Origin of the sequence: Hallella multisaccharivorax DSM 17128 (assembly GCF_000218235.1) — a bacterium.
Lineage (GTDB): Bacteria > Bacteroidota > Bacteroidia > Bacteroidales > Bacteroidaceae > Prevotella > Prevotella multisaccharivorax.
In genome coordinates this window covers 1,924,686-1,944,629 of the sequence record NZ_GL945017.1, presented here as the reverse complement: position 1 = coordinate 1,944,629, position 19,944 = coordinate 1,924,686, and the positions used below count along the sequence as shown (strand labels likewise).

The 19,944-nt window shown below is 51.3% G+C and carries 14 protein-coding genes; 6 read left to right on the top strand and 8 right to left on the bottom strand.

Annotated features, from left to right (window positions below):
- Positions 1-53 precede the first annotated feature (53 nt).
- Positions 54-971: a homoserine O-succinyltransferase gene (locus tag PREMU_RS08395; RefSeq protein ID WP_007574516.1), complete on the bottom strand. Its 918-nt coding sequence runs from the start codon at positions 969-971 to the stop codon at positions 54-56.
- A gap of 67 nt (positions 972-1,038) precedes the next feature.
- Positions 1,039-2,568, bottom strand: a complete 1,530-nt coding sequence (locus PREMU_RS08390; protein WP_007574515.1) for a capsule assembly Wzi family protein — start codon at positions 2,566-2,568, stop codon at positions 1,039-1,041.
- 193 nt (positions 2,569-2,761) lie between these two features.
- Between PREMU_RS08390 and PREMU_RS08385 the strand changes: the two genes are divergently transcribed.
- Positions 2,762-3,790, top strand: a complete 1,029-nt coding sequence (locus PREMU_RS08385) for a hypothetical protein (RefSeq protein WP_007574514.1) — start codon at positions 2,762-2,764, stop codon at positions 3,788-3,790.
- Positions 3,791-3,899: 109 nt separating this feature from the next.
- Here PREMU_RS08385 and glmS read toward each other — a convergent pair whose 3' ends face one another.
- Positions 3,900-5,744, bottom strand: a complete 1,845-nt coding sequence (gene glmS, locus PREMU_RS08380) for a glutamine--fructose-6-phosphate transaminase (isomerizing) (protein ID WP_007574513.1) — start codon at positions 5,742-5,744, stop codon at positions 3,900-3,902.
- 228 nt (positions 5,745-5,972) lie between these two features.
- Between glmS and trmB the strand changes: the two genes are divergently transcribed.
- Positions 5,973-6,743 carry a tRNA (guanosine(46)-N7)-methyltransferase TrmB gene (gene trmB, locus PREMU_RS08375; protein ID WP_007574512.1) on the top strand — a complete coding sequence of 257 codons (771 nt, stop codon included), beginning with the start codon at positions 5,973-5,975 and terminating at the stop codon, positions 6,741-6,743.
- 27 nt (positions 6,744-6,770) lie between these two features.
- Here the strand turns inward: trmB and PREMU_RS08370 are convergent, their stop codons facing one another.
- Genes PREMU_RS08370 through PREMU_RS08355 form a run of 4 tightly spaced genes read right to left on the bottom strand, consistent with a single transcriptional unit; the run spans position 6,771 to position 11,576 of the window.
- The gene (locus PREMU_RS08370; protein ID WP_007574511.1) at positions 6,771-7,763 is read right to left on the bottom strand and encodes a zinc ribbon domain-containing protein; all 993 of its coding nucleotides are present in this window, start codon (positions 7,761-7,763) and stop codon (positions 6,771-6,773) included.
- Positions 7,763-9,433 (bottom strand): formate--tetrahydrofolate ligase, encoded by a 1,671-nt coding sequence (locus tag PREMU_RS08365; RefSeq protein ID WP_007574510.1) that lies wholly within the window; start codon positions 9,431-9,433, stop codon positions 7,763-7,765. The genes PREMU_RS08370 and PREMU_RS08365 overlap by 1 nt, the downstream gene beginning before the upstream one ends.
- 32 nt (positions 9,434-9,465) lie before the next feature.
- On the bottom strand, positions 9,466-10,716 hold the full coding sequence (locus PREMU_RS08360) for a nucleotide sugar dehydrogenase (RefSeq protein ID WP_007574509.1): 1,251 nt from the start codon (positions 10,714-10,716) through the stop codon (positions 9,466-9,468).
- A 14-nt stretch (positions 10,717-10,730) separates the two neighbouring features.
- Positions 10,731-11,576, bottom strand: coding sequence for a lipocalin-like domain-containing protein (locus PREMU_RS08355; protein WP_007574508.1), 846 nt, complete (start codon positions 11,574-11,576; stop codon positions 10,731-10,733).
- 146 nt (positions 11,577-11,722) lie between these two features.
- Between PREMU_RS08355 and PREMU_RS08350 the strand changes: the two genes are divergently transcribed.
- The 4 genes from PREMU_RS08350 (at position 11,723) to PREMU_RS08335 (ending at position 17,691) form a co-directional block, all read left to right on the top strand.
- Entirely contained in the window at positions 11,723-13,492 is a 1,770-nt protein-coding gene (locus PREMU_RS08350) for a biotin/lipoyl-binding protein (protein WP_007574507.1), read from the top strand.
- A 131-nt stretch (positions 13,493-13,623) separates the two neighbouring features.
- Positions 13,624-14,160: an HDIG domain-containing metalloprotein gene (locus tag PREMU_RS08345; protein ID WP_007574506.1), complete on the top strand. Its 537-nt coding sequence runs from the start codon at positions 13,624-13,626 to the stop codon at positions 14,158-14,160.
- A gap of 297 nt (positions 14,161-14,457) precedes the next feature.
- Positions 14,458-15,681 (top strand): peptidase T, encoded by a 1,224-nt coding sequence (gene pepT / locus PREMU_RS08340; protein ID WP_007574505.1) that lies wholly within the window; start codon positions 14,458-14,460, stop codon positions 15,679-15,681.
- Positions 15,682-15,780: 99 nt separating this feature from the next.
- Positions 15,781-17,691, top strand: a complete 1,911-nt coding sequence (locus tag PREMU_RS08335; protein ID WP_007574504.1) for a peptidase U32 family protein — start codon at positions 15,781-15,783, stop codon at positions 17,689-17,691.
- A 7-nt stretch (positions 17,692-17,698) separates the two neighbouring features.
- Here the strand turns inward: PREMU_RS08335 and PREMU_RS08330 are convergent, their stop codons facing one another.
- A complete protein-coding gene (locus PREMU_RS08330) occupies positions 17,699-19,585 on the bottom strand; it encodes a polysaccharide biosynthesis protein (protein ID WP_007574503.1) in 1,887 nt (628 codons plus the stop codon).
- Positions 19,586-19,944: the final 359 nt, after the last annotated feature.

The following is a 19,944-nucleotide window of genomic DNA, read 5'->3' as shown; positions in this document are numbered from 1 at the left end:
GACGATCGTGCGACAGTTGCTTGACGATTGTTCGACAATTGTCGCACGATGTCCTACCTGATGTCTCCAATGTTGTAAGGTGTCTCCTGGTAGACGTAATAGTTGATCCAATTGCTGTAGAAGAGGTTGGCAGCCGATCGCCAGCTCACCTTGAATCCGCGTTTGGGATCGTCGTCGCGGTAATAGTGTTGTGGCAGGGCCACGTCGTCGCATTTGCCAAGATCGCGGCGGTATTCATTGTCGAGCGTGTCGGGTGCGTACTCTAAGTGGCCGAGAATGTAGAAGTCGCGGCCATGTCGTGAACTGACAATGCTTACGCCTGCCTCAGGCGAGGACGCGATGATATTCAGGTCATCCACTTTGTCAATATCTGTTTCCCTTACTTCGGTGTGGCGTGAGTGGGGCATGTAGAACATGTCGTCGAAGCCCCGGAAGATGGGTAGCCGCTCATCGATGGGGTAGGTTTTGAAAATGCCGAACTTCTTCATGGGAAGCTGGTGTTTGGGGATGCCGTAGAAGTGGTACAGCGCAGCCATGGCTCCCCAGCACAGGTACAGGGTGGACTGCACGCTGTGTCGGGCCCAATCCACAATCTGGTTAAACTCTTTCCAGTAGTCTACATTCTCATAAGGGATGGTTTCCACGGGTGCGCCGGTGACGATCATGCCGTCGAATTTCTGTTTCATCAGTTCCTCGGAATCTCGGTAAAACATCATCATGTGCTCAATAGGCGTATTCTTAGAAGTGTGGCTTTTAAGTTTCATGAAGTAGATTTCCATCTGCAGTGGCGTATTGGACAGCAGGCGGATGAGGTCAGTTTCCGTGGTCACTTTCATGGGCATGAGATTGAGAATCACAATGCGCAACGGGCGAATCTGCTGCGAGTGCGCGCGCGTCTCATCCATCACGAAGATGTTCTCCTGCTTGAGAAGGTCAATAGCAGGAAGTTTGTCAGGTAGTCTTAAAGGCATGTTGTTCCTTTCTGTTGCTTGAATTGTGAAAGCAAAGTTACGAAGAAAATCATAGAGTAGGGTGATATTATCTGAGAATTCCTTTCTTTGTGATCGTGATTTGTACTCCGTGGTTGTTCCCCAACAGGCTTCCGCTGTCCAGTCCGAAGGCTCCACGCACCGCCCAGCCATCGTTGAACTGGTAGCCTGCCTCGGCCAGGACGCTGCGGTTATGCCGCGGGTGTGAGTATGGCTCATTGTATGTGCCAAGGCCTTGCTGCCAGGTAGCCATGAGACGATAGTCAAGTCTTGGCACCGGACGGCCCTCAAGGCCTATGTGCCAGGCCACGAACCGGTTGTCCTGAATGTGGATGCGGTGGTCGTCGTTGTAGATAGGGGAGCGGAAGAGCGGATTGCCCATCACCTGTCCCCAGTGTTGCACGCTCATGTAGTTGCTGTGATTGTTGTAGTCGTCGGCACCACCGATGTGGTCTGGAATAGCCGAGGTGCGGTCATGATAGACGGGGCCGCTCTGGTCTTTGGTGTAAATATATTCCATCACGATGTTTTTTACCCAATTACAGTGCTTGAGCTGTAGCTCTCCTCCCAACAAAATGTCTTTGAGCGGATAGAGCAGATATCGGTTTTTTACGTGCTTCTGGAAGTCTTTTCCCTCTCCGTAACCGTCGAAATCGAGAAAGAACTGCTGTGAGTGGTCTTCGAAGAAGTGGTCGGCATAGAGTGAGGCGCGCCATGCGGGCGTGTCGTAGCTGATGCGTGCAAGCCATGCGCCTGTCTGGTTGCCTTCAATATTGCCATATCCTTTGCCATCGGAAGGATCGGATCCGCCGGGGATAAAGGCTCTCCAGAAATCACGGATGCCGGCACCTCCTAACTTCTTCCTGACCAGCTGTCCGTCGTCCTGGTACTTTATATAACCGCCGAACTGTGCCTGCATCTCCAGTCCTAACTCTACAGTGAGTGGCAGTTGGTCCGGTCTCCCGATCCTGATGTATCCGGCCTTACTGTGGTAAAGCACGCGTTCGTTGTAGGGCGACTGCCCGTGAAACGTAAAGTCGCGCTGCCATCCCTGGTCAGTAAACATGCCGTATGCCATGTGGGCTTTTATGGCGAACCATCGTCCGAGCACTGGGATTGTCCAGTATTCGGGCAGGGCTATACGCACTTCCGGCACGGGACGTGCATTGATGCCGAGAGCCTGTGAGCCGGTAGAGAGCCGTGAATTCTTCAACTCCATGGGCCATTCTTTCGCTCCGACAGTGAGAACACCGTGGAGCCAGCGGGCTTCCACGTAAGCCTGCTGCAGGATAAACTTGCTGGTGAAATGAGAGGTTACGGCCATGTCGACACCATATCCCAGCCCCCAGCGCCGGGCCGAATCGGTTTCAAGAGGGCGCTGAAGAGCTCCGCGCAGATAACCGTTGATGGAGGAGAGAGAGCTCATGCCGTGTTTGTTGGCATTGAGCCACAGCGGAGTATTGCCCGAGGAGAAAGAGCTTTGGGCCTCGGCCTCGTAGTGAATGTTGGATAGATATTGTGCATTGGCCGTGAGGCAAGAAGGCATCAGGGCCGCCATCAAATAAGCGAATCTCTTCATAACTGTGATTACTGGCCGCAAAGTTAATAAAAATCGGTCAACGGCATGGTTGCCTTGGCGAAAAATATAAGAAAACAATAGGGTTTTTCCCTTATCGCATAGGGAAACACCATTTATTTTATGAAAACAATATCATAACTTTGCAACGTGAGAAAGAAACATTACGTAGTTAACAATTAAAATCAATATAGCTATGAAACGGTTATTTACGGCACTTGCCCTTTTGCTCACTATCGCGTTGGGCACATCAGCCATGAGTTATGAGCAGGCTCGCGACCAGGCTCTTTTCCTGACCGATAAGATGGCTTATGAGCTCAATCTCACCGACCAACAGTACGAGGCGGCATATGAGATCAATCTGGATTATCTCATGCGTGTCGACGACTACGACGACCTTTACGGCGTCTACTGGCGTCAACGCAACCTCGATCTAAGTTACATCTTGCTCGACTGGCAATACCGTGCTTATGCTGACGCGTCTTATTTCTACCGTCCATTGTACTGGAATGATGGCTACTGGCACTTCGGCATCTACGCGCGTTACCCGCATCGCGACTACTTTTTCTTCGGATGTCCTAATTTTGTAGTGACCTACAGGGGTGGACACTCGTGGCGTTACAATGGCGGACGCTCGTGGTATTATGGCCGCAACTGGAATGGACCACGGGACAGAGGCCCGTATTTAGGCATGCGCCGGCGCTGGGATGATGGTGGTTATGGTCGTGGATATGTGTATGAGCGCGGTCGCAGATCGTGGTCACAGGCTCCACAGAACCGTTATCAGAACGATAACTACAGGTCCAATGGGTATGGAAACCGTTCTTTCGGCAACATGTCGCCGGGGGCGTTCAATGACAGCCCATTGCGTAACGGCAACCGTTCGTATGGTGTTCAGTCACCGGCACGCAGCCGTGGCTTCGGCTCTTATTCCGATAGCAACCGCTCTTTTGGTTTTCCTCGCGAGAGCAGCACGCGCTCAACAGTGAACCGATTCGCAGACCGTTCTTTCGGTGGAGGTTCTTTCGGTAACCATTCAGCCACTCCTCGCAGCACGTTCACACCTCAGCAAAGCAGTCCCACCCGTTCATTCTCTGCTCCTATGCGCTCATCCGGAGGCTCATTCGGCGGTCATAGCTCTGGCTCTTTTGGCAACGGAGGTACTTCCGGAGGAGGCTCATTCGGTGGCGGTCGTAGTTCAGGAGGCTCGTTTGGCAGGCGTTAAGACTTAGGCGTAAGCGTGCGCATCATCTGATCTTTATTCGTATCACTCGCCCCATTTGATGATTGTCAACCACTTGGTTGGGCTCATCGAATGGGGCGGGCCCTTTTTATCATTCCACGGTGACACTCTTGGCCAGGTTGCGAGGCTGGTCAACGTTGAGGCCTTTCTCCACGGCGATGTGGTAGGCGAGGAGCTGTAAGGGAATGACGGAAAGCAGTGGTGCCAGTGGTGCCAGGGTCTGCGGTACACTGATAGTCTCGTCGGCAATCTTGGCCATCTCGGTGTCTCCCTCGGTGATGACAGCAATAATGCGGCCGCCACGCGCTTTTACTTCCTGCATATTGGAGATGATTTTCTCATATCCGTTGTGGTGAGTGGCGATGAATAGCACTGGCATCATGTTGTCTACTAAGGCAATGGGACCGTGCTTCATCTCCGCTGCAGGATAGCCTTCAGCGTGGATATAACTGATTTCCTTGAGCTTAAGAGCGCCTTCGAGTGCTACGGGGTAATTCCACCCGCGTCCGAGATAGAGGAAATTAGAAGCGTAAGTATAGACGCGTGCAAGACTCTTGATCTCATCATTCTTTTTCAGTATCTGTTCAATCTTGCAGGGAATATCCTTGAGTTCTTTCGTCATGGCCGTGAATTCGTCATGGCTTAGCGTACCCTTGGCGTTGGCGAGTGCGAGGGTGAGCAGTGTTAGGCAGGTGAGTTGTCCTGTGAAGGCCTTGGTGGAAGCTACGCCTATTTCGGGGCCTACATGGATATAAATGCCCGTGTCGGTCTCACGGGCGATGGATGATCCCACCGCATTGACGATGCCGAAGATACAGGCGCCGCACTCTTTGGCCAATTTGATGGCAGCGAGAGTGTCAGCGGTCTCGCCGCTTTGCGAGATGGCGATGACGACATCGGTCGGGTAGATGACAGGGTCGCGATAACGGAACTCTGAAGCATAGTCTACCTCTACGGGAATCTTGCAATAATGTTCGAGCAATTGCTTTCCAATAAGTCCTGCATGCCATGACGTGCCGCATGCCACAATGATGAACCGTGTGGCGGAGAGCAGCCGTGCACAATTGCCCCTGACTGCAGACAGGATGACGTCCTCGTCAAAGAGGCGTCCGCTCATGCAGTCGCGCAGACAGCGCGGCTGATCGAAGATCTCTTTGAGCATGAAGTGCGGAAAACCGCCGCGGTCGAGCATGTCAAGATCCATGTCTATCTGCTTGATGTTGACATCCACAGTCTTGTTATGCAGGTCGATGATTCTGAGTTTCTCACCGGGATGACATACGGCAATCTGCTCGTCGTCGATATATACCACCTCATTGGTGTATTCGGCAATGGGTGTGGCATCGGATGCAATGAAGAACTCGCTGTTGTCTTTGGTTACACCGATAACGAGTGGTGAACCTTTCCGTGCTGCTACGATGGTGTTTGGGTCGCGCTTATCAATCACGGCGATAGCATAGGCACCGATGCACTTGCGTAAGGCATGACGAACAGCCTCTTCAAGGTTGCAATGGTGCTGTTGCTGTACATATTCAATGAGTTGCACGAGAACCTCGGTATCTGTGTCGCTCTTGAAATGAAAGCCACGGCGCTTGAGTTGTTCGCGCAATATGATGAAATTTTCGATGATTCCATTGTGGACGAGAGCGATATTGCCTGACTCAGAGACCTGTGGATGCGCATTTCTTACTGACGGCTCACCGTGCGTGGCCCAGCGTGTGTGTGCAATGCCGACAGTTCCACTGCAATCCTTGCCACTGGCGGCAGTTTCTAAGTCTGCTACTTTACCCTTGGCTTTGTAGACATGAAGTTCGTCCTGGGCGTTGACGAGAGCCACGCCGGCAGAGTCATATCCACGGTATTCAAGGCGATGGAGGCCCTTAATCAGCAGGCCGTAAGCCTGACGTGAGCCAATGTATCCTACAATTCCACACATATATTATTATTCTTTATTTGTTCAATTGACCTTTCTATTTAATTCTTTTCCTTCCTTATAATAGCAGGAATGCCCGTTTGTCAGGCCCTTAAGAGGGCGGCAGATAAGCCACTTAGCTTAGCAAAGACCTGCTGATGTGCAAAATTAGTGAGTTTATGTTTACTATAAGCAGGATTCAGTTACTTTTTCATTGATATTGGAAAAAAAATGTATTATCTTTGCACTGTTATGGGAAAAGGAAAGCTACAGAAGTTTGCGGAGATGGAAACATTTAAGAATGTCTTCCAATATCCATTCTCCGTCATCAGTGATGTGCCTTTCAAGATGAAAGGACACTGGTGTGAGCAGTATTTCAGAAACAACAACCCCATCGTGCTGGAGCTGGGTTGTGGTCGAGGAGAGTACACAGTGGGATTGGCACGTCTCTATCCTGCCGTCAATTTCATTGGTGTCGACATCAAGGGTGCACGCATGTACACGGGCGCAAAACAGGCTCTTGACGAGAACCTTGAAAATGTGGCTTTCCTCAGGACCAGCATTGAGATCATTGACCGATTCTTCGACAAGGATGAGGTGCAAGAGATTTGGTTGACATTCTCTGACCCACAAATGAAGAACCCACATAAGCGGCTGACTTCGACTTTTTTTATGGAGCGCTATCGTCATTTCCTTGCAGACGGGGGGAAAGTAAACCTTAAGACCGACTCCAATTTTCTTTTTACCTATACACGTTTGATGGTTGAGGCCAATCGTTTGCCATTAGATGAATGTACGGAAGACCTTTATCATTCCACCCCAAAAGGCCTGCAAGACTCACCGCTCTTGTCTATTCATACATATTATGAAAGCATGTGGATGGAGCGTGGCCTCAATATTCGTTTTCTTTCCTTTCGTTTGCCACATTCGGTTAAACTTGCAGAGCCGGACGTGGAGATTCCTCTCGACGAGTATCGCAGTTACCATCGCGACAAGCGGAGCACGAAAGACATGGCGAAATAGGGCTGCGTAGCCTTTTGCATACAGCTATTAATCGTTGATGGCTCCACAATAAGGGCAGCGCCCTTTATGTTTTAGAGGCTTGCCGCAGTTGCCGCATAGATAGACCGTCCGGTTGCGCCAGTGGCGGTATAAGGCAAAGACGATGTAAGCCACCAATAATGGATAGCCGACATAATAGAGCGTCGTGATGCTGAACACGATGTAGTCTATTGCGCATACAGCCGCCAAGCCGCTGAGATAGAGCAATGCCTGAGGCCCCTGTAGCTTATGAAACACGTCATCAATACAGGCGGCTCCCACAATGAGCATGGCCCAGACAGAGAGCAGGAAAACCATGAGCACGGGTGGTACAGAGAAGGGATTGAGCGTGGGATGGAAATAAAAGTGCTGCCAGAGTTGCGGCGCAAAAAGCTGAATGGTCGCGTAAAAGGTAGCCGCGCTTGCCACAATGATACACAGAAGTGTGGGATAAACCGAGTTGATGTCGTGGAAATGTACGATGTAAGTCTTCTTCTTGAAGGCTTTCCACAGCAGGTAACTCGCACCGAAGACGACGACAAGGATAAGGAAGACGATGAGATGTGAGTTGGAAAAAGCTGAGATGAATTGCGATATAGGATCGTCGGGCATGACCCGCGGCAGCATGTCCTTCTCATGTGTCCATCCGAAAGCTGAAGTGTCATTGGCTAATTGCACCCACACTGAGTCGATAGAGTCAGCCGGCACCATGCGGATGTCAGCCACAGCCAGGTGGTCTCCCTTATAGACGCAGAAAGAATCAGTATTCATTCCTGCCACTTCCTCCTCCGGTAATTGCCGTAACAGAACCAGTGAGTCGGCGCGCACCACAAAGTTGTAGTTATTGGTGTAATGGTGAGTCTGAAAGAAAGAGAGTGAGTCAATGGTGCGCTCGGTCAGCGTATGTGGACGAAAGACACTTCGTCCTGCACGGTGCTGGTAGCACGATGCGCACAGCAGAAGCACAGTGACGATGAGGGGAAGGAGAAATCGCGGTTTCATCAGCTCAATCCGACGATTTTCCCGTCTACAATATCAATACGGTTGGCCTGTGGATCAGCGGGCAATCCCGGCATGCGGAGGATGTTTCCGGCGATAGCTACAATCATTCCCGATCCGGAATTAATGACTATGTCGGCCACGTCAAGGTGATAGCCATCTGTCGGTCCATAGGCTTTCGGATCTACCGAGAAGCTGTATTGGGTCTTGGCGATGCACACAGGCAAATGCCAGAGCCCTAAGTCATAGATGTGCTTGATTTGTGCTGTCGCCTTATGAGAGAAGCTGATAGTGCCTGCGCCGTAGATGTTCTTGGCAACGGTGGTAATCTTGTCTTTCACGCTGTCATCATCTTTGTAAAGATAGCGTAACTTAAGCTGTGGCGTTGCCTCAATGGTGTTGACAACGGTCTTTGCAAGCTCTTCGGCACCCTTTCCGCCTTCGGCAAAGGCATTGTTAACGGCAAAGGCCACACCGAGTTCTTGCTCACAATGTTGTCTCACAGCCTCTATCTCCTCATCGGTATCCTCATTGTAGCGGTTGAAGGCTACCACGATTTTCTGACCGAAGCGGCGGATGTTTTCCACGTGCTTGTCGAGATTCCAGAAACCTTTGCGTGTACCCTCTACATCTGGTTGCCTGATATCCTGGTATGGCACACCGCCGTGCATCTTGAGTGCCTGCAGCGTCACGACGAGTACAGTGAGTGAAGGCTGAAGCCCGGCTACACGGCATTTGATGTCATAGAACTTCTCAGCTCCGAGGTCCGCGCCGAAACCGGCTTCGGTGACAGCGTAATCGCCGAGCGATAGCGCCAGTTTCGTGGCCACAACAGAGTTGCAACCGTGCGCGATATTGGCGAAAGGCCCGCAATGCACAATGGCTGGGGTGCCCTCTGTAGTCTGCACAAGGTTGGGCTTCAGGGCATCTTTGAGCAGTACGGCGATAGCGCCTTCAACGCCCATGTCACGTACATAGAAGGGCTTGTCCTGGTAATCGAAGCCCAAAAGAATATTTCCAATGCGCTGTCTGAGATCGTCAAGGCTGGTGGCAAAGCACATAATGCCCATGATTTCCGAGGCGGGTGTGATATCGAATCCCGTTTGTGTGGGGAAACCGTTGGTGAGCGGCCCCAGTCCGGTAATGATTTGTCGGAGCGACCGGTCGTTCACGTCCATCACCCGTTTCCACAGTACAGTCTTCAGCCTGAAGCCGTCTTTGGCGTGCCGATAGAGATAGTTGTCGAGCAGGGCGGCAATCATATTGTTGGCTGAAGTGATAGCGTGGAAGTCGCCTGTGAAGTGAAGGTTGATTTTGTCCATGGGCAGGACTTGTGCATATCCGCCACCGCAAGCGCCGCCTTTCTGTCCGAAGCACGGACCAAGTGAGGGCTCACGCAGTGCGACGATGGCTTTCTTGCCGATGCTGTTCAGTCCGAGGGCAAGGCCGACAGACACTGTTGTCTTGCCTATTCCGGCTTTTGTGGGCGAGATGGCGGTGACCAGAATGAGGTGATGACGCTTCATGCGCTCCTCATCGATGGCCTTCAGCGACACTTTGGCGATGTAGCGGCCGTAGGGTTCCATTTGACATTCGTCAATGCCTAAGTCTTTGGCAATGTCGGTGATGGGGCGAAGTTTTGTCTCCTGTGCTATTTCAATGTCTGTTTTCATAGTTTCAGATGATTGTCTCGTACTTGGATGGGTTAGTCTCTGTAGAAGAGATCACGGGTATATACTTTTTGTTTGACGTCGCCAAGAACCTTGTCGTAACGGTTGGCAATGATGGCCTGCGATAATCGTTTGAACGTATTGAGGTCGTTGACAACCTTTGATCCGAAGAAGGTGGAACCGTCTTTCAGTGTCGGTTCATAAATAATGACTGTGGCTCCCTTTGCCTTGACGCGCTTCATGACACCTTGGATGCTCGACTGCCGGAAGTTGTCAGAGTTTGATTTCATGGTCAGCCGGTAGACGCCAATGGTGCAGGGGTGCTCGCCGTCAGCATTGTAGGCGTTCTGGTCATTGTAACTGTAGTAGCCGGCGCGGCGCAACACTTGGTCGGCAATGAAGTCCTTGCGGGTACGATTGCTTTCCACAATGGCCTGAATAAGGTTCTCTGGCACGTCCCTGTAATTGGCAAGCAGTTGCTTGGTGTCCTTAGGCAGACAGTAGCCTCCATATCCGAAAGACGGGTTGTTATAGAAAGATCCGATGCGCGGGTCAAGACAAACGCCGTCGATGATGTTCTTGCTTGACAGTCCTTTCACCTCGGCATAAGTGTCAAGCTCGTTGAAATAGCTGACGCGCAGCGCAAGATAAGTGTTGGCAAAAAGCTTAACGGCCTCCGCCTCCGTAGTGCCCATGAAGAGGGTGGGGATGTCTTGCTTGATGGCCCCCTGTTGCAGCATGGCAGCAAAAGTGTGGGCAGCCTCGTCGAGACGTATGTCACCCTCAGGCCTTCCCACGATGATGCGCGACGGATACAGGTTGTCGTAGAGCGCTTTTGACTCGCGCAGGAATTCCGGTGCGAAGATAATGTTATCGGAATGGTATTTCTCCCGCACATGTGCCGTGTAGCCAACGGGGATGGTCGACTTGATGACCATGATGGCTTGGGGATTGACGCGCATGACGAGTTCGATTACTTCCTCGACGTGAGAAGTGTCGAAAAAGTTCTTTACGCTGTCATAATTGGTGGGCGTTGCGATGACGACGAAGTCGGCATCCTTGTATGCGGCCTCGCCGTTGGTAGTGAAATCGATGTCAAGCCGCTTTTCCTTGAGATACCCCTCAATATATTCGTCTTGTATAGGCGACTGATGCTGCTTGAGCATTTCCACTTTTTCGTTCACCACATCTACTGCGATGACGTGTTGGTGCTGGGCCAGCAGCGTGGCGATGCTTAGCCCCACGTAGCCTGTTCCGGCAACGGCGATATGAAGTTTCCTTTGCATGGATGGATAGGTTGTTAGTTCACAGTCTCTTTAAGTGCATTCTTCTTTAGTCTGTCGGCAATGGCTTGAGCTCGACGGTTCAGGTCGTTGATGTTCTCTTTCCGGTAATAACTGCGCGAAACGCCATCGCTTGACAACACCAGAGAGTCGCCTTCAAGGTAGTCGATGAAGCAGGTGTCAGTGCGTTGGTCCACTACATCGATATTCCCATTCTTATTTGTTTTCGGTGTTCCACTGGTGATGACGAGCATGCCATTCCACATGTGCCAGCCGATGAAATAGCCTAAAGGTGGATAGACAACAGGGCTTTCCTCTGCCAAAGCATTGTTATCGTCGACATAGCCCACGCTTTGAGCCACCCAGTCAGGTTTGAGATAGAATCCGTATTCACGTGGAATGAGGTAAGTCTCCTTGAGTGAATCGCTCATCTGGTCCATCATTTTAGACTGTACCTTGGCGCTCATGTTTTCTGCATAACGCATCTTCGGCATGACAATATAGCACCAGATACCCATGAGCTTGTCCATATTTACCACGAGGTCTGCCTTCGTCTTGTCGCGTTTGTTGAGCATGACACAAAGACGGTCACCAATCTGTAACTTCCCCAGAATGCGTTTGTTGCGCTTGGCGTCAATGGTGTTATAGGTGACGGGATCGCTGTTGTCTTCTGGCAACACCACGATAGTCGTGTCATTGCACCCGTCGCAGGCAAGACCGTAAATGGCCTGGTCACCAGGGAGCCGCTGCGTGAAGGCAGGCGTCTCTTCTTCTCTTATTTCCTTAGAGTTGCATGATCCTAAGAGAATGGCGGCACACAGAAACAGACATTCGGAGAGGAATGTGGTATATGCTGTTTTCATTTGTCTACTTGATTTCGGTTTACAAAGTTAGTTATTAATTATAAAAAAACGGATGTCCAAACATCATTTTGATGATTTTTATCTAATTTTGCACGTGGAATGTGAGGATTAGGTATTTCGAAAAACATAAAATAGAAGAAATAAAAATGAAGAAAAGAATTCAGTTTAGTCTCGTCTATCGGGACATGTGGCAAAGTAGTGGCAAGTTCCAGCCGCGTGCCGACCAGTTGGCTCGCATTGCTCCGGTGTTCGTTGAGATGGGTTGCTTCTCGCGTGTAGAGACTAATGGCGGCGCCTTTGAGCAGGTACAACTTCTCGCAGGTGAGAATCCGAATAAGGCCGTACGTGCTTTCACAGCCCCTCTCCATAAGGCTGGCATCAAGACCCACATGCTTGACCGTGGTCTCAACGCCCTGCGTATGTATCCCGTACCCGATGATGTGCGTGCGATGATGTACCGTGTCAAGCATGCCCAAGGCACTGATATCACCCGCATTTTTGATGGTTTGAACGATATCCGCAACATTGCGCCATCCATTAAATGGGCAAAGGAGGGCGGCATGACTCCGCAGGGCACGCTCTGCATCACAACCTCTCCGGTACACACGCTTGACTATTATGAGCAGCTTGCCGACGCCGAGATCGCCGCCGGTGCTGAGGAGATCTGCCTCAAGGATATGGCCGGCATCGGGCAGCCTGCATTCCTTGGTCAGCTTACCAGGCGCATCAAGACCAAGCATCCTGACATCATCATCGAATATCACGGTCACTCGGGTCCGGGTCTCTCCATGGCTTCAGTGCTCGAAGTGTGCGAGAATGGGGCCGACATCATCGATACAGCTATAGAGCCGTTAGCATGGGGCAAGGTGCATCCCGACGTGATCTCCGTCCAGAGCATGCTCCGCCACGCCGGCTTCGATGTGTCAGACATCAACATGAATGCTTACATGAAGGCGCGCGCCATGACACAGGAGTTTATAGATGAGTGGCTTGGCTACTTCATCAATCCCGGTAACAAGGTGATGTCTTCACTGTTGCTCACCTGCGGACTACCTGGCGGAATGATGGGCTCGATGATGGCCGACCTCGGCGGTATGCGTGAGACAATCAACCATCTGCGTGTGAAGAAGGGTGAGCCGGAGCTGTCTATGGACGACCTGCTCATCAAGCTGTTCGACGAGGTGGCTTATGTGTGGCCGCGTGTGGGTTATCCACCACTCGTGACTCCGTTCTCACAATACACCAAGAACATTGCGCTGATGAACCTCCTCACCATGGAGCAGGGCAAGGGCCGCTTTGTAATGATGGATGATAACATGTGGGGCATGATTCTTGGCAAGAGCGGAAAGGTGCCCGGTGAGATTGCGCCGGAGCTCGTGGAGCTTGCCAAGAAGCAAGGCCGCGAGTTTACTGACGTTGATCCCCATACGCTGCTTAAGCCTGCTCTCGACGATTTCCGCAAGGAGATGGATGAGAACGGCTGGGAGTATGGAGAGGACGACGAGGAGCTCTTCGAACTTGCCATGCACCCTGAGCAGTACCGCAACTATAAGAGCGGACAGGCAAAGAAGAACTTCCTCGCCGACCTGCAGAAGGCAAAGGATGCCAAGCTGGGTGCCAAGGTGTCGCCGGAGGAGGCTGCTGCCTACAAGCACGCGCAGGCCGACGCCATCGTGGCTCCCGTGCGCGGGCAGATCTTCTGGGACTTCCAAGGTGACGGTGAGGCCGAGCCTGCTGTGGAGCCCTACATCGGTAAGGATTATCAGGCGGGCGATGCCTTTTGTTGGATCCAGTCTCCTTGGGGCGAATTTGTGGAAGTAAAGGCTGATCTCGGCGGCAAACTGGTTGAAATCAACGCCAAGCAGGGCTCTAAGGTGCAGAAAGGCAACGTGATCGCCTACATTAAAAGGAATTAATGAGCATGCTGGAAGTTCAGAAGTTCTGAGGTTCATGAGTTCAACCTGCATCTTTCGCATCAATTGCTTGAGCCTTTGACGCAGCTTACGGGCTCCAGGACTTCTGAACAGCTGGACTCTTTCCATAGAATATGAATTATCATCTCATCATTGACAAATATTATCCCGAGGCCAATCGGCTTCGGGATATTTTGATGATCCACTCCACATTGGTCACGCGAAGGGCGCTCCATATCTGCGACGCGCATCCTGAACTGCAGCTCGACCGCCGCTTCGTGGAGGAGGCTGCGATGCTTCACGACATAGGCATCTGTCGTTGTGATGCGCCGAGCATCTGTTGCTTCGGCACGGAGCCTTATCTTCGCCATGGCCTGATTGGCGCGGAGATGATGCGGGCTGAGGGCTTTCCCCGTCATGCGCGCGTCTGCGAACGACATACGGGAGCTGGTCTCACGGCTAAGGAAATCATCGCACAAGACCTGCCTTTGCCCCACCGCGACTTTCTTCCGGAGACTCTCGAGGAAAAGCTTATCTGCTATGCCGACAAGTTTTATTCGAAGACGCATCCGGAAAGAGAGAAGACGTTTGAGCAAGCGGAACGGAGCATTGCACGTTTCGGTGAGGAGGGCTTGCAGCGCTTCCTTTCCTGGAAGGCATTGTTCGAGTAAATCCATCCCTACTTTGACGTATCGCCTCTACAGCGTAATGGCATTGCCTCTACAGTGTAGACGCATTGCCTTTACAGTGTAGAGGCAATGCCTTTACGGCGTAGACGCAATCCTAATGCAATGGCCTTATTTTATGCGGAATCACGAATTGTTTTTTCAGAAGGGCACTGTGGAGAGGCATTTGTTTTATAACTATATGATTTTTTGGTCTTTTAATAATTATTAAGTCATTATTCATCCTTTCTGTTGAATTATTTATTACTTTTGCGTTGTAAATAAAATCGACTTACCCGATATATGGATTTAGTAGAACGATTCATCAATTACACCAAGTTTGACACACAGTCGGCAGAAGATTCCCAGACTGTCCCCAGTACCCCAAAGCAGCTCGTCTTTGCCAAGTATCTCAAGGAGGAGCTTGAGCATGAGGGTTTAGAAGATGTGGAAATGGACGATATGGGTTATATCTACGCCACGCTTCCCCGCAATACACGAAAGGATGCGCCGACGATCGGGTTCATTTCCCATTACGATACCGCACTCGACGCCAGCGGTGCTAATATTCAGGCGCGTATCGTAGAGAACTACGATGGCAGTGACATTGAGCTTTCGCCGGGCATCGTCTCCTCTCCAAAGAAATTCCCTGAGCTGCTGCAGCACAAGGGCGAAGACCTGATTGTGACTGACGGCACCACGCTGCTCGGGGCTGACGACAAGGCGGGTGTGGCTGAGATCGTGCAGGCAATGTGCTATCTCCGCGACCATCCTGAGATTAAGCACGGCGACATTCGTGTGGGCTTCAATCCTGATGAGGAGATCGGTATGGGCGCACATCATTTTGATGTGGAGAAGTTCGGGTGCCAGTGGGCGTACACTATGGATGGAGGCGACATTGGCAACCTGGAGTATGAAAACTTCAATGCGGCTTCCGCCAAAGTCACTATCAAGGGCGTTAGCGTGCATACGGGCTACGCAAAGGGCAAGATGATCAATGCCTCGAGGCTCGCATGCGAGTTCAACAGCCATATCCCAGAGACAGACATTCCGGAGACAACGGAGGGCTATGAGGGTTTCTATCACCTGCTGTCCATCAACAGTCACTGTGAGGAGGCGAAGCTGTCCTATATCATCCGTGACCATGACCGCCGCAAGTTTGAGCAGCGAAAGGACTTCATGGAACAGATTGCGGAACAGATGAACGCTAAGTATGGCGCCGGCACCGTTGCCATTGAGATCAAGGACCAGTACTACAACATGAAGGAAAAGATAGATCCTAACATGTATGTCATTGACATTGTTCTCAAAGCCATGCAGGAGAGTGGCATCACGCCGAAGGTAGAACCTATCCGTGGCGGCACCGATGGGGCTCAGTTGTCGTTCCGTGGCCTGCCCTGCCCTAATATCTTCGCGGGTGGTGTCAACTTTCATGGACCTTACGAGTTCGTATCTGTACAGGTCATGGAAAAGGCGGTGGAGGTCATCGTGAAAATCTGTCAGATCACGGAAAACTTCAACGAATAAGATTTCACCAAACTGATAGACAGCACAGTCTATTAGCTTTTATAGTTGAACCGAAGGGGTTATTGCCAGCGGGCATACACCCCTTCTTTTTTCTTTTTTATGCGAACACTTGAACTTTTAGCTCCGGCCAAGAATCTTGTTTGCGGCATGGCCGCCATCAGTCATGGCGCTGATGCTGTGTATATTGGTGCCGACCGTTTCGGGGCACGTGCCTCAGCGGGAAACAGTGTCGACGACATCGCGCGCCTCTGCGATTATGCCCATCTCTTCGGTGCAAAGGTTTACGTGACAGTCAACACCATTATCTATGAGTCTGAGCTTCAGTCAACGCAGGAGCTTATTACGCAACTTGCAACGGTTGGCGTTGATGCGCTCTTGGTTCAGGATATGGCCACGCTTGCCATGCGGCGTGTGGCCTTGGAGCAAGTAGGGCATGTACCAGCACTCCATGCGTCCACACAGATGGACAACCGCACGGCAGAGAAGGTGGAATGGCTACGAAGTCTGGGGTTCGAGCGGGTTGTATTGGCGCGCGAGCTCTCCGCAGAGGAGATACGGGTCATCCATACAGCAGTACCCGATGTGGAGCTTGAGGTCTTTGTGCATGGAGCGCTTTGTGTGAGTTACTCGGGGCAGTGTTATGCCTCACAGCATCTCTTTGGGCGCTCTGCCAACCGTGGCGAGTGTGCACAGGTGTGCAGAATGAAGTACAATCTGGTGGATGCCGGTGGCAATGTCGTTGTGAAAGACCGTTATCTTCTTTCAATGAAAGACCTGAATCAATTGGACCATCTGGAGGCTCTCGTTGATGCCGGAGCGTCATCGTTCAAGATTGAGGGCAGGCTCAAAGAGGCGGATTATGTAAAAAACGTTGTTGCGGCTTATTCGCAACATCTTGATAATATCGTGAGAAAGCATCCTGCCGAGTATTGCAGGGCATCATGGGGAAAAGTGAACTATCGCTTTCAGCCTGACCTTAACAAGACATTCAATCGCGGTTACACCGATTATTTCTTTAAAGGCCGTGGGAATGGTCTTCCCACTATGGTGACTCCCAAGGCCCTGGGCGAGTTTGTGGGAACGGTAAAAGACCTTCAGGGCGACTCTTTCCGTGTTACCGGTACGGCCATATTTTCCAACGGCGATGGACTGTGCTTCATCAAGGACCGGTCCGGCAGCAGCGATCGCGAAGGCGAGCTGTTGGAAGGTTTCAGGGTCAACCGTGCAGAGGGCAACCGTCTCTTCCCCTTCCGCATGCCGCAGGGCTTAAGAAAGGGCATGTCGCTTTATCGCAACAACGATGTAGCTTTTGAGAAGACACTGTCAGGTGACACTGCTGTGCGCTCGATTCCCGTGCGGATGTTTTTTGACGCGACGCCGGATGGATTCTCTCTGAGAATGTCGTTCGCTACGCCAACAGGCAGCGAGCACTCCTGGTCGGCAAAGGTCGTGTTCGCCCATCGGGCTGCCAACCGTCCGCAGGAAGAGAATATCCGTAAGCAGTTGTCGAAGTTAGGTGGCACCGTTTTTGAGGCAGAGGATCTTCAAATAGGGGAGGAAGTGTCTCGTCTTTTCATCCCTTCCAGCTTGTTGGCACAGCTTCGTCGTGATGCGGTGGCTGCTTATCCGGAGGCTCTCGGCAAGAGTATAGAGTCTCATCAACAGGCTCTTCCTCAGGCGGATGCTATTGCATCTCCCGCTCATTTCTGGTCAGAGGAATACCGGAAGCATCCTTATTTGTTCAATATAGCGAACCATGCGGCACGCGAATTTTATGCTGCCCGTGGCTTGGAAAACCTTGCTCCCGCATTGGAGACATCGGAGCCGGAAGGCAGCGTGGTCATGCAGTGCCGTTATTGCATCCGTTATGAACTTGGGTTCTGTGCGCGGCGCGGCGGGAAGAAACCGTCGTGGCGCGAGCCATTGTCGTTGAGGCTGGGTGACGGACGTGGGTTCCGCCTCGATTTCCATTGTGATGAATGTCAGATGAATCTTATTGCAGAAACGTAATCTTGGCTTATCCCCATTGGCTGTTTGCCGGCTGATACTCTGGTACAAGCTGCTTCATCTGATCCACAACGGCGCGTGAGTTGCAGGTGATGGCCGTGTTGATGAGCTTGTCAATGGTTGTCGACACTTCTTTAAAGTCGTATTGCCGCACTTTGGCAATGCGGATCTTCTTGTTGAACGATGGCTCTGTGTTCTCGTCGTTGGCGAGCAATTCCTCGTAGAGCTTCTCTCCCGGCCTGAGTCCCGTGTATACTATTTCCACGCCTTCTGCATTGGAGAGCTTGACCATTCGCTTTGCGAGGTCGGCGATGCGCACAGGGTGCCCCATGTCGAACACGAAGATCTGCCCACCATGCCCATGCGTGCCGGCTTCCAATACCAGCTCACAGGCCTCGGGAATGAGCATGAAGAAGCGCGTCACTTCAGGGTCTGTAACCGTCACAGGGCCGCCTTCACGTATTTGTTTCTCAAAGATGGGAATGACAGAGCCATTACTTCCTAATACGTTGCCAAAGCGCGTGGTGACAAATTCCGTTGTCTGTTGGAAGCTGTTGAGACTTTGGATGTAGATCTCGCAAATGCGTTTTGAGCATCCCATCACATTAGTTGGGTTGACAGCTTTATCGGTAGAGATCATCACGAACTTCTTAACGCCGTATTTTACACTGAGGTCAGCGATGATTTTCGTGCCATACACATTATTATATATAGCCTCTGCTGGCATGTCTTCCATCATCGGAACATGCTTGTAGGCAGCTGCATGGAAGACGTAATCAGGTTGCCATTCCTTGAAAAGAAGCTCCATGAGCGCATCCTGTGTGATGCTGGCCACGAGGATATGGCTGTCGAGGTCGGGAAATTCCTTGCGCATCATCAGGCGGATATCATGTTGAGGTGTTTCCGCTTCATCCACAAGAACGAGATGCGCGGGTTGATAGGCGGCGATTTGCCTCACCATTTCCGAGCCGATGCTGCCTGCTGAGCCTGTAATAAGGATGGTCCGCCCGCGGAGCATGGCGCCGATGGCCTCCATATCCACGTGGATCTCGTCACGCGGCAGCAGGTCGGAGACGTCCACCGATTTGAGATTGTTGGCGCTGATGCTCTCTTTATCGCGCCATTCCTGCATATTGCGTATCACGTAGATGTGCACACCGAGGGCAAGCAGGCAGTCCTGCAAGTCGGTGTCTTCGCGGAAGAGGTTGATAACAGCCGGCGACACCAGCACAGCTTCTATGTTTCTTTCGGTGATGACTCTGTCAAGTGACTTGTTGTTGGCATAAACACGCTGGCCCATGATGATCTTTCCGCGCTCCTGATTGTTGGGTGAGATAAATCCCTGGAGGCGGAAGTGGTGTCCTGGGAAGCCGCTTCTCACGGCACGTGCCATGGCAGCCGCGCCCTCATGAATGCCGTAGATGAGCACATGTTGGGAATTGTGGCTTCCAATTACCTCGTCGTAGATTTCCTTGATGAGCAATCGCCACGACCACATGAGGACGGTTGAGATGGAATACATCAGTAAAATCTGGCGACCTTCCAACGGCAGTAACGGCAAATTGAAATAGAAGACGGCGTAGTGGAATATTTCTGCGAACGCGCATGCCAACACTTGTGAGGATAAGATACGTCGCAAGTCTTCTGTAGTAGAGTAGCGAATGATGCCGCTATAAGTTCTGAAGACGCGGCAGCCAATGATGTTGAATATCAGGTAGACAGAGATGGTCTGGGAAAGGGGGATGATATTGCCCACCGTGACGGCGCCACGGTAATACAACCAAAAGACTAAGAGTCCGGAGATGTAGCTGAACAGCAGGTCGGTGACGAAAATGCACCAGTAGGGCAGCGCGCTCCGTGTGAGGTACCAATGGGTGATTCTATGGACGATGTTCATGTGCAATGCTTTTATTATTGTAATTCTGAGAAGTTGCCTTTAAGAGGACCTTTCAGCACGTGGGGAGTCTTATGTATGGAGGCGCTCGCCCGACAAGACATGGGTAAGCACTTGAACCAGCCTGGACTCCATCACGTCTTTTCCAAGCTTACAGTTGCAAATTTACACATTTTTTCTGTTAAGGTGATAGTTTTCGCTTAAGTTTCTTTTGTTTTTATGTGTAGATGGCTTTTGATTACAGTATAGAGGCATTGCCTTTACAGTGTAGACGCATTGCCTTTACAGTGTAGAGGCGTTGCCTTTACAGTGTAGACGCATTGCCTTTACAGTGTAAAGGGAATGAGCTGGAATCGTGCAGA

Excerpts from the sequence above, each read along its gene's own strand:
- PREMU_RS08395 (WP_007574516.1), bottom strand. The coding sequence starts at position 971 with ATGCCTTTAAGACTACCTGACAAACTTCCTGCTATTGACCTTCTCAAG.
- PREMU_RS08390 (WP_007574515.1), bottom strand. The coding sequence starts at position 2,568 with ATGAAGAGATTCGCTTATTTGATGGCGGCCCTGATGCCTTCTTGCCTC.
- PREMU_RS08385 (WP_007574514.1), top strand. The coding sequence starts at position 2,762 with ATGAAACGGTTATTTACGGCACTTGCCCTTTTGCTCACTATCGCGTTG.
- glmS (WP_007574513.1), bottom strand. The coding sequence starts at position 5,744 with ATGTGTGGAATTGTAGGATACATTGGCTCACGTCAGGCTTACGGCCTG.
- trmB (WP_007574512.1), top strand. The coding sequence starts at position 5,973 with ATGGGAAAAGGAAAGCTACAGAAGTTTGCGGAGATGGAAACATTTAAG.
- PREMU_RS08370 (WP_007574511.1), bottom strand. The coding sequence starts at position 7,763 with ATGAAACCGCGATTTCTCCTTCCCCTCATCGTCACTGTGCTTCTGCTG.
- PREMU_RS08365 (WP_007574510.1), bottom strand. The coding sequence starts at position 9,433 with ATGAAAACAGACATTGAAATAGCACAGGAGACAAAACTTCGCCCCATC.
- PREMU_RS08360 (WP_007574509.1), bottom strand. The coding sequence starts at position 10,716 with ATGCAAAGGAAACTTCATATCGCCGTTGCCGGAACAGGCTACGTGGGG.
- PREMU_RS08355 (WP_007574508.1), bottom strand. The coding sequence starts at position 11,576 with ATGAAAACAGCATATACCACATTCCTCTCCGAATGTCTGTTTCTGTGT.
- PREMU_RS08350 (WP_007574507.1), top strand. The coding sequence starts at position 11,723 with ATGAAGAAAAGAATTCAGTTTAGTCTCGTCTATCGGGACATGTGGCAA.
- PREMU_RS08345 (WP_007574506.1), top strand. The coding sequence starts at position 13,624 with ATGAATTATCATCTCATCATTGACAAATATTATCCCGAGGCCAATCGG.
- pepT (WP_007574505.1), top strand. The coding sequence starts at position 14,458 with ATGGATTTAGTAGAACGATTCATCAATTACACCAAGTTTGACACACAG.
- PREMU_RS08335 (WP_007574504.1), top strand. The coding sequence starts at position 15,781 with ATGCGAACACTTGAACTTTTAGCTCCGGCCAAGAATCTTGTTTGCGGC.
- PREMU_RS08330 (WP_007574503.1), bottom strand. The coding sequence starts at position 19,585 with ATGAACATCGTCCATAGAATCACCCATTGGTACCTCACACGGAGCGCG.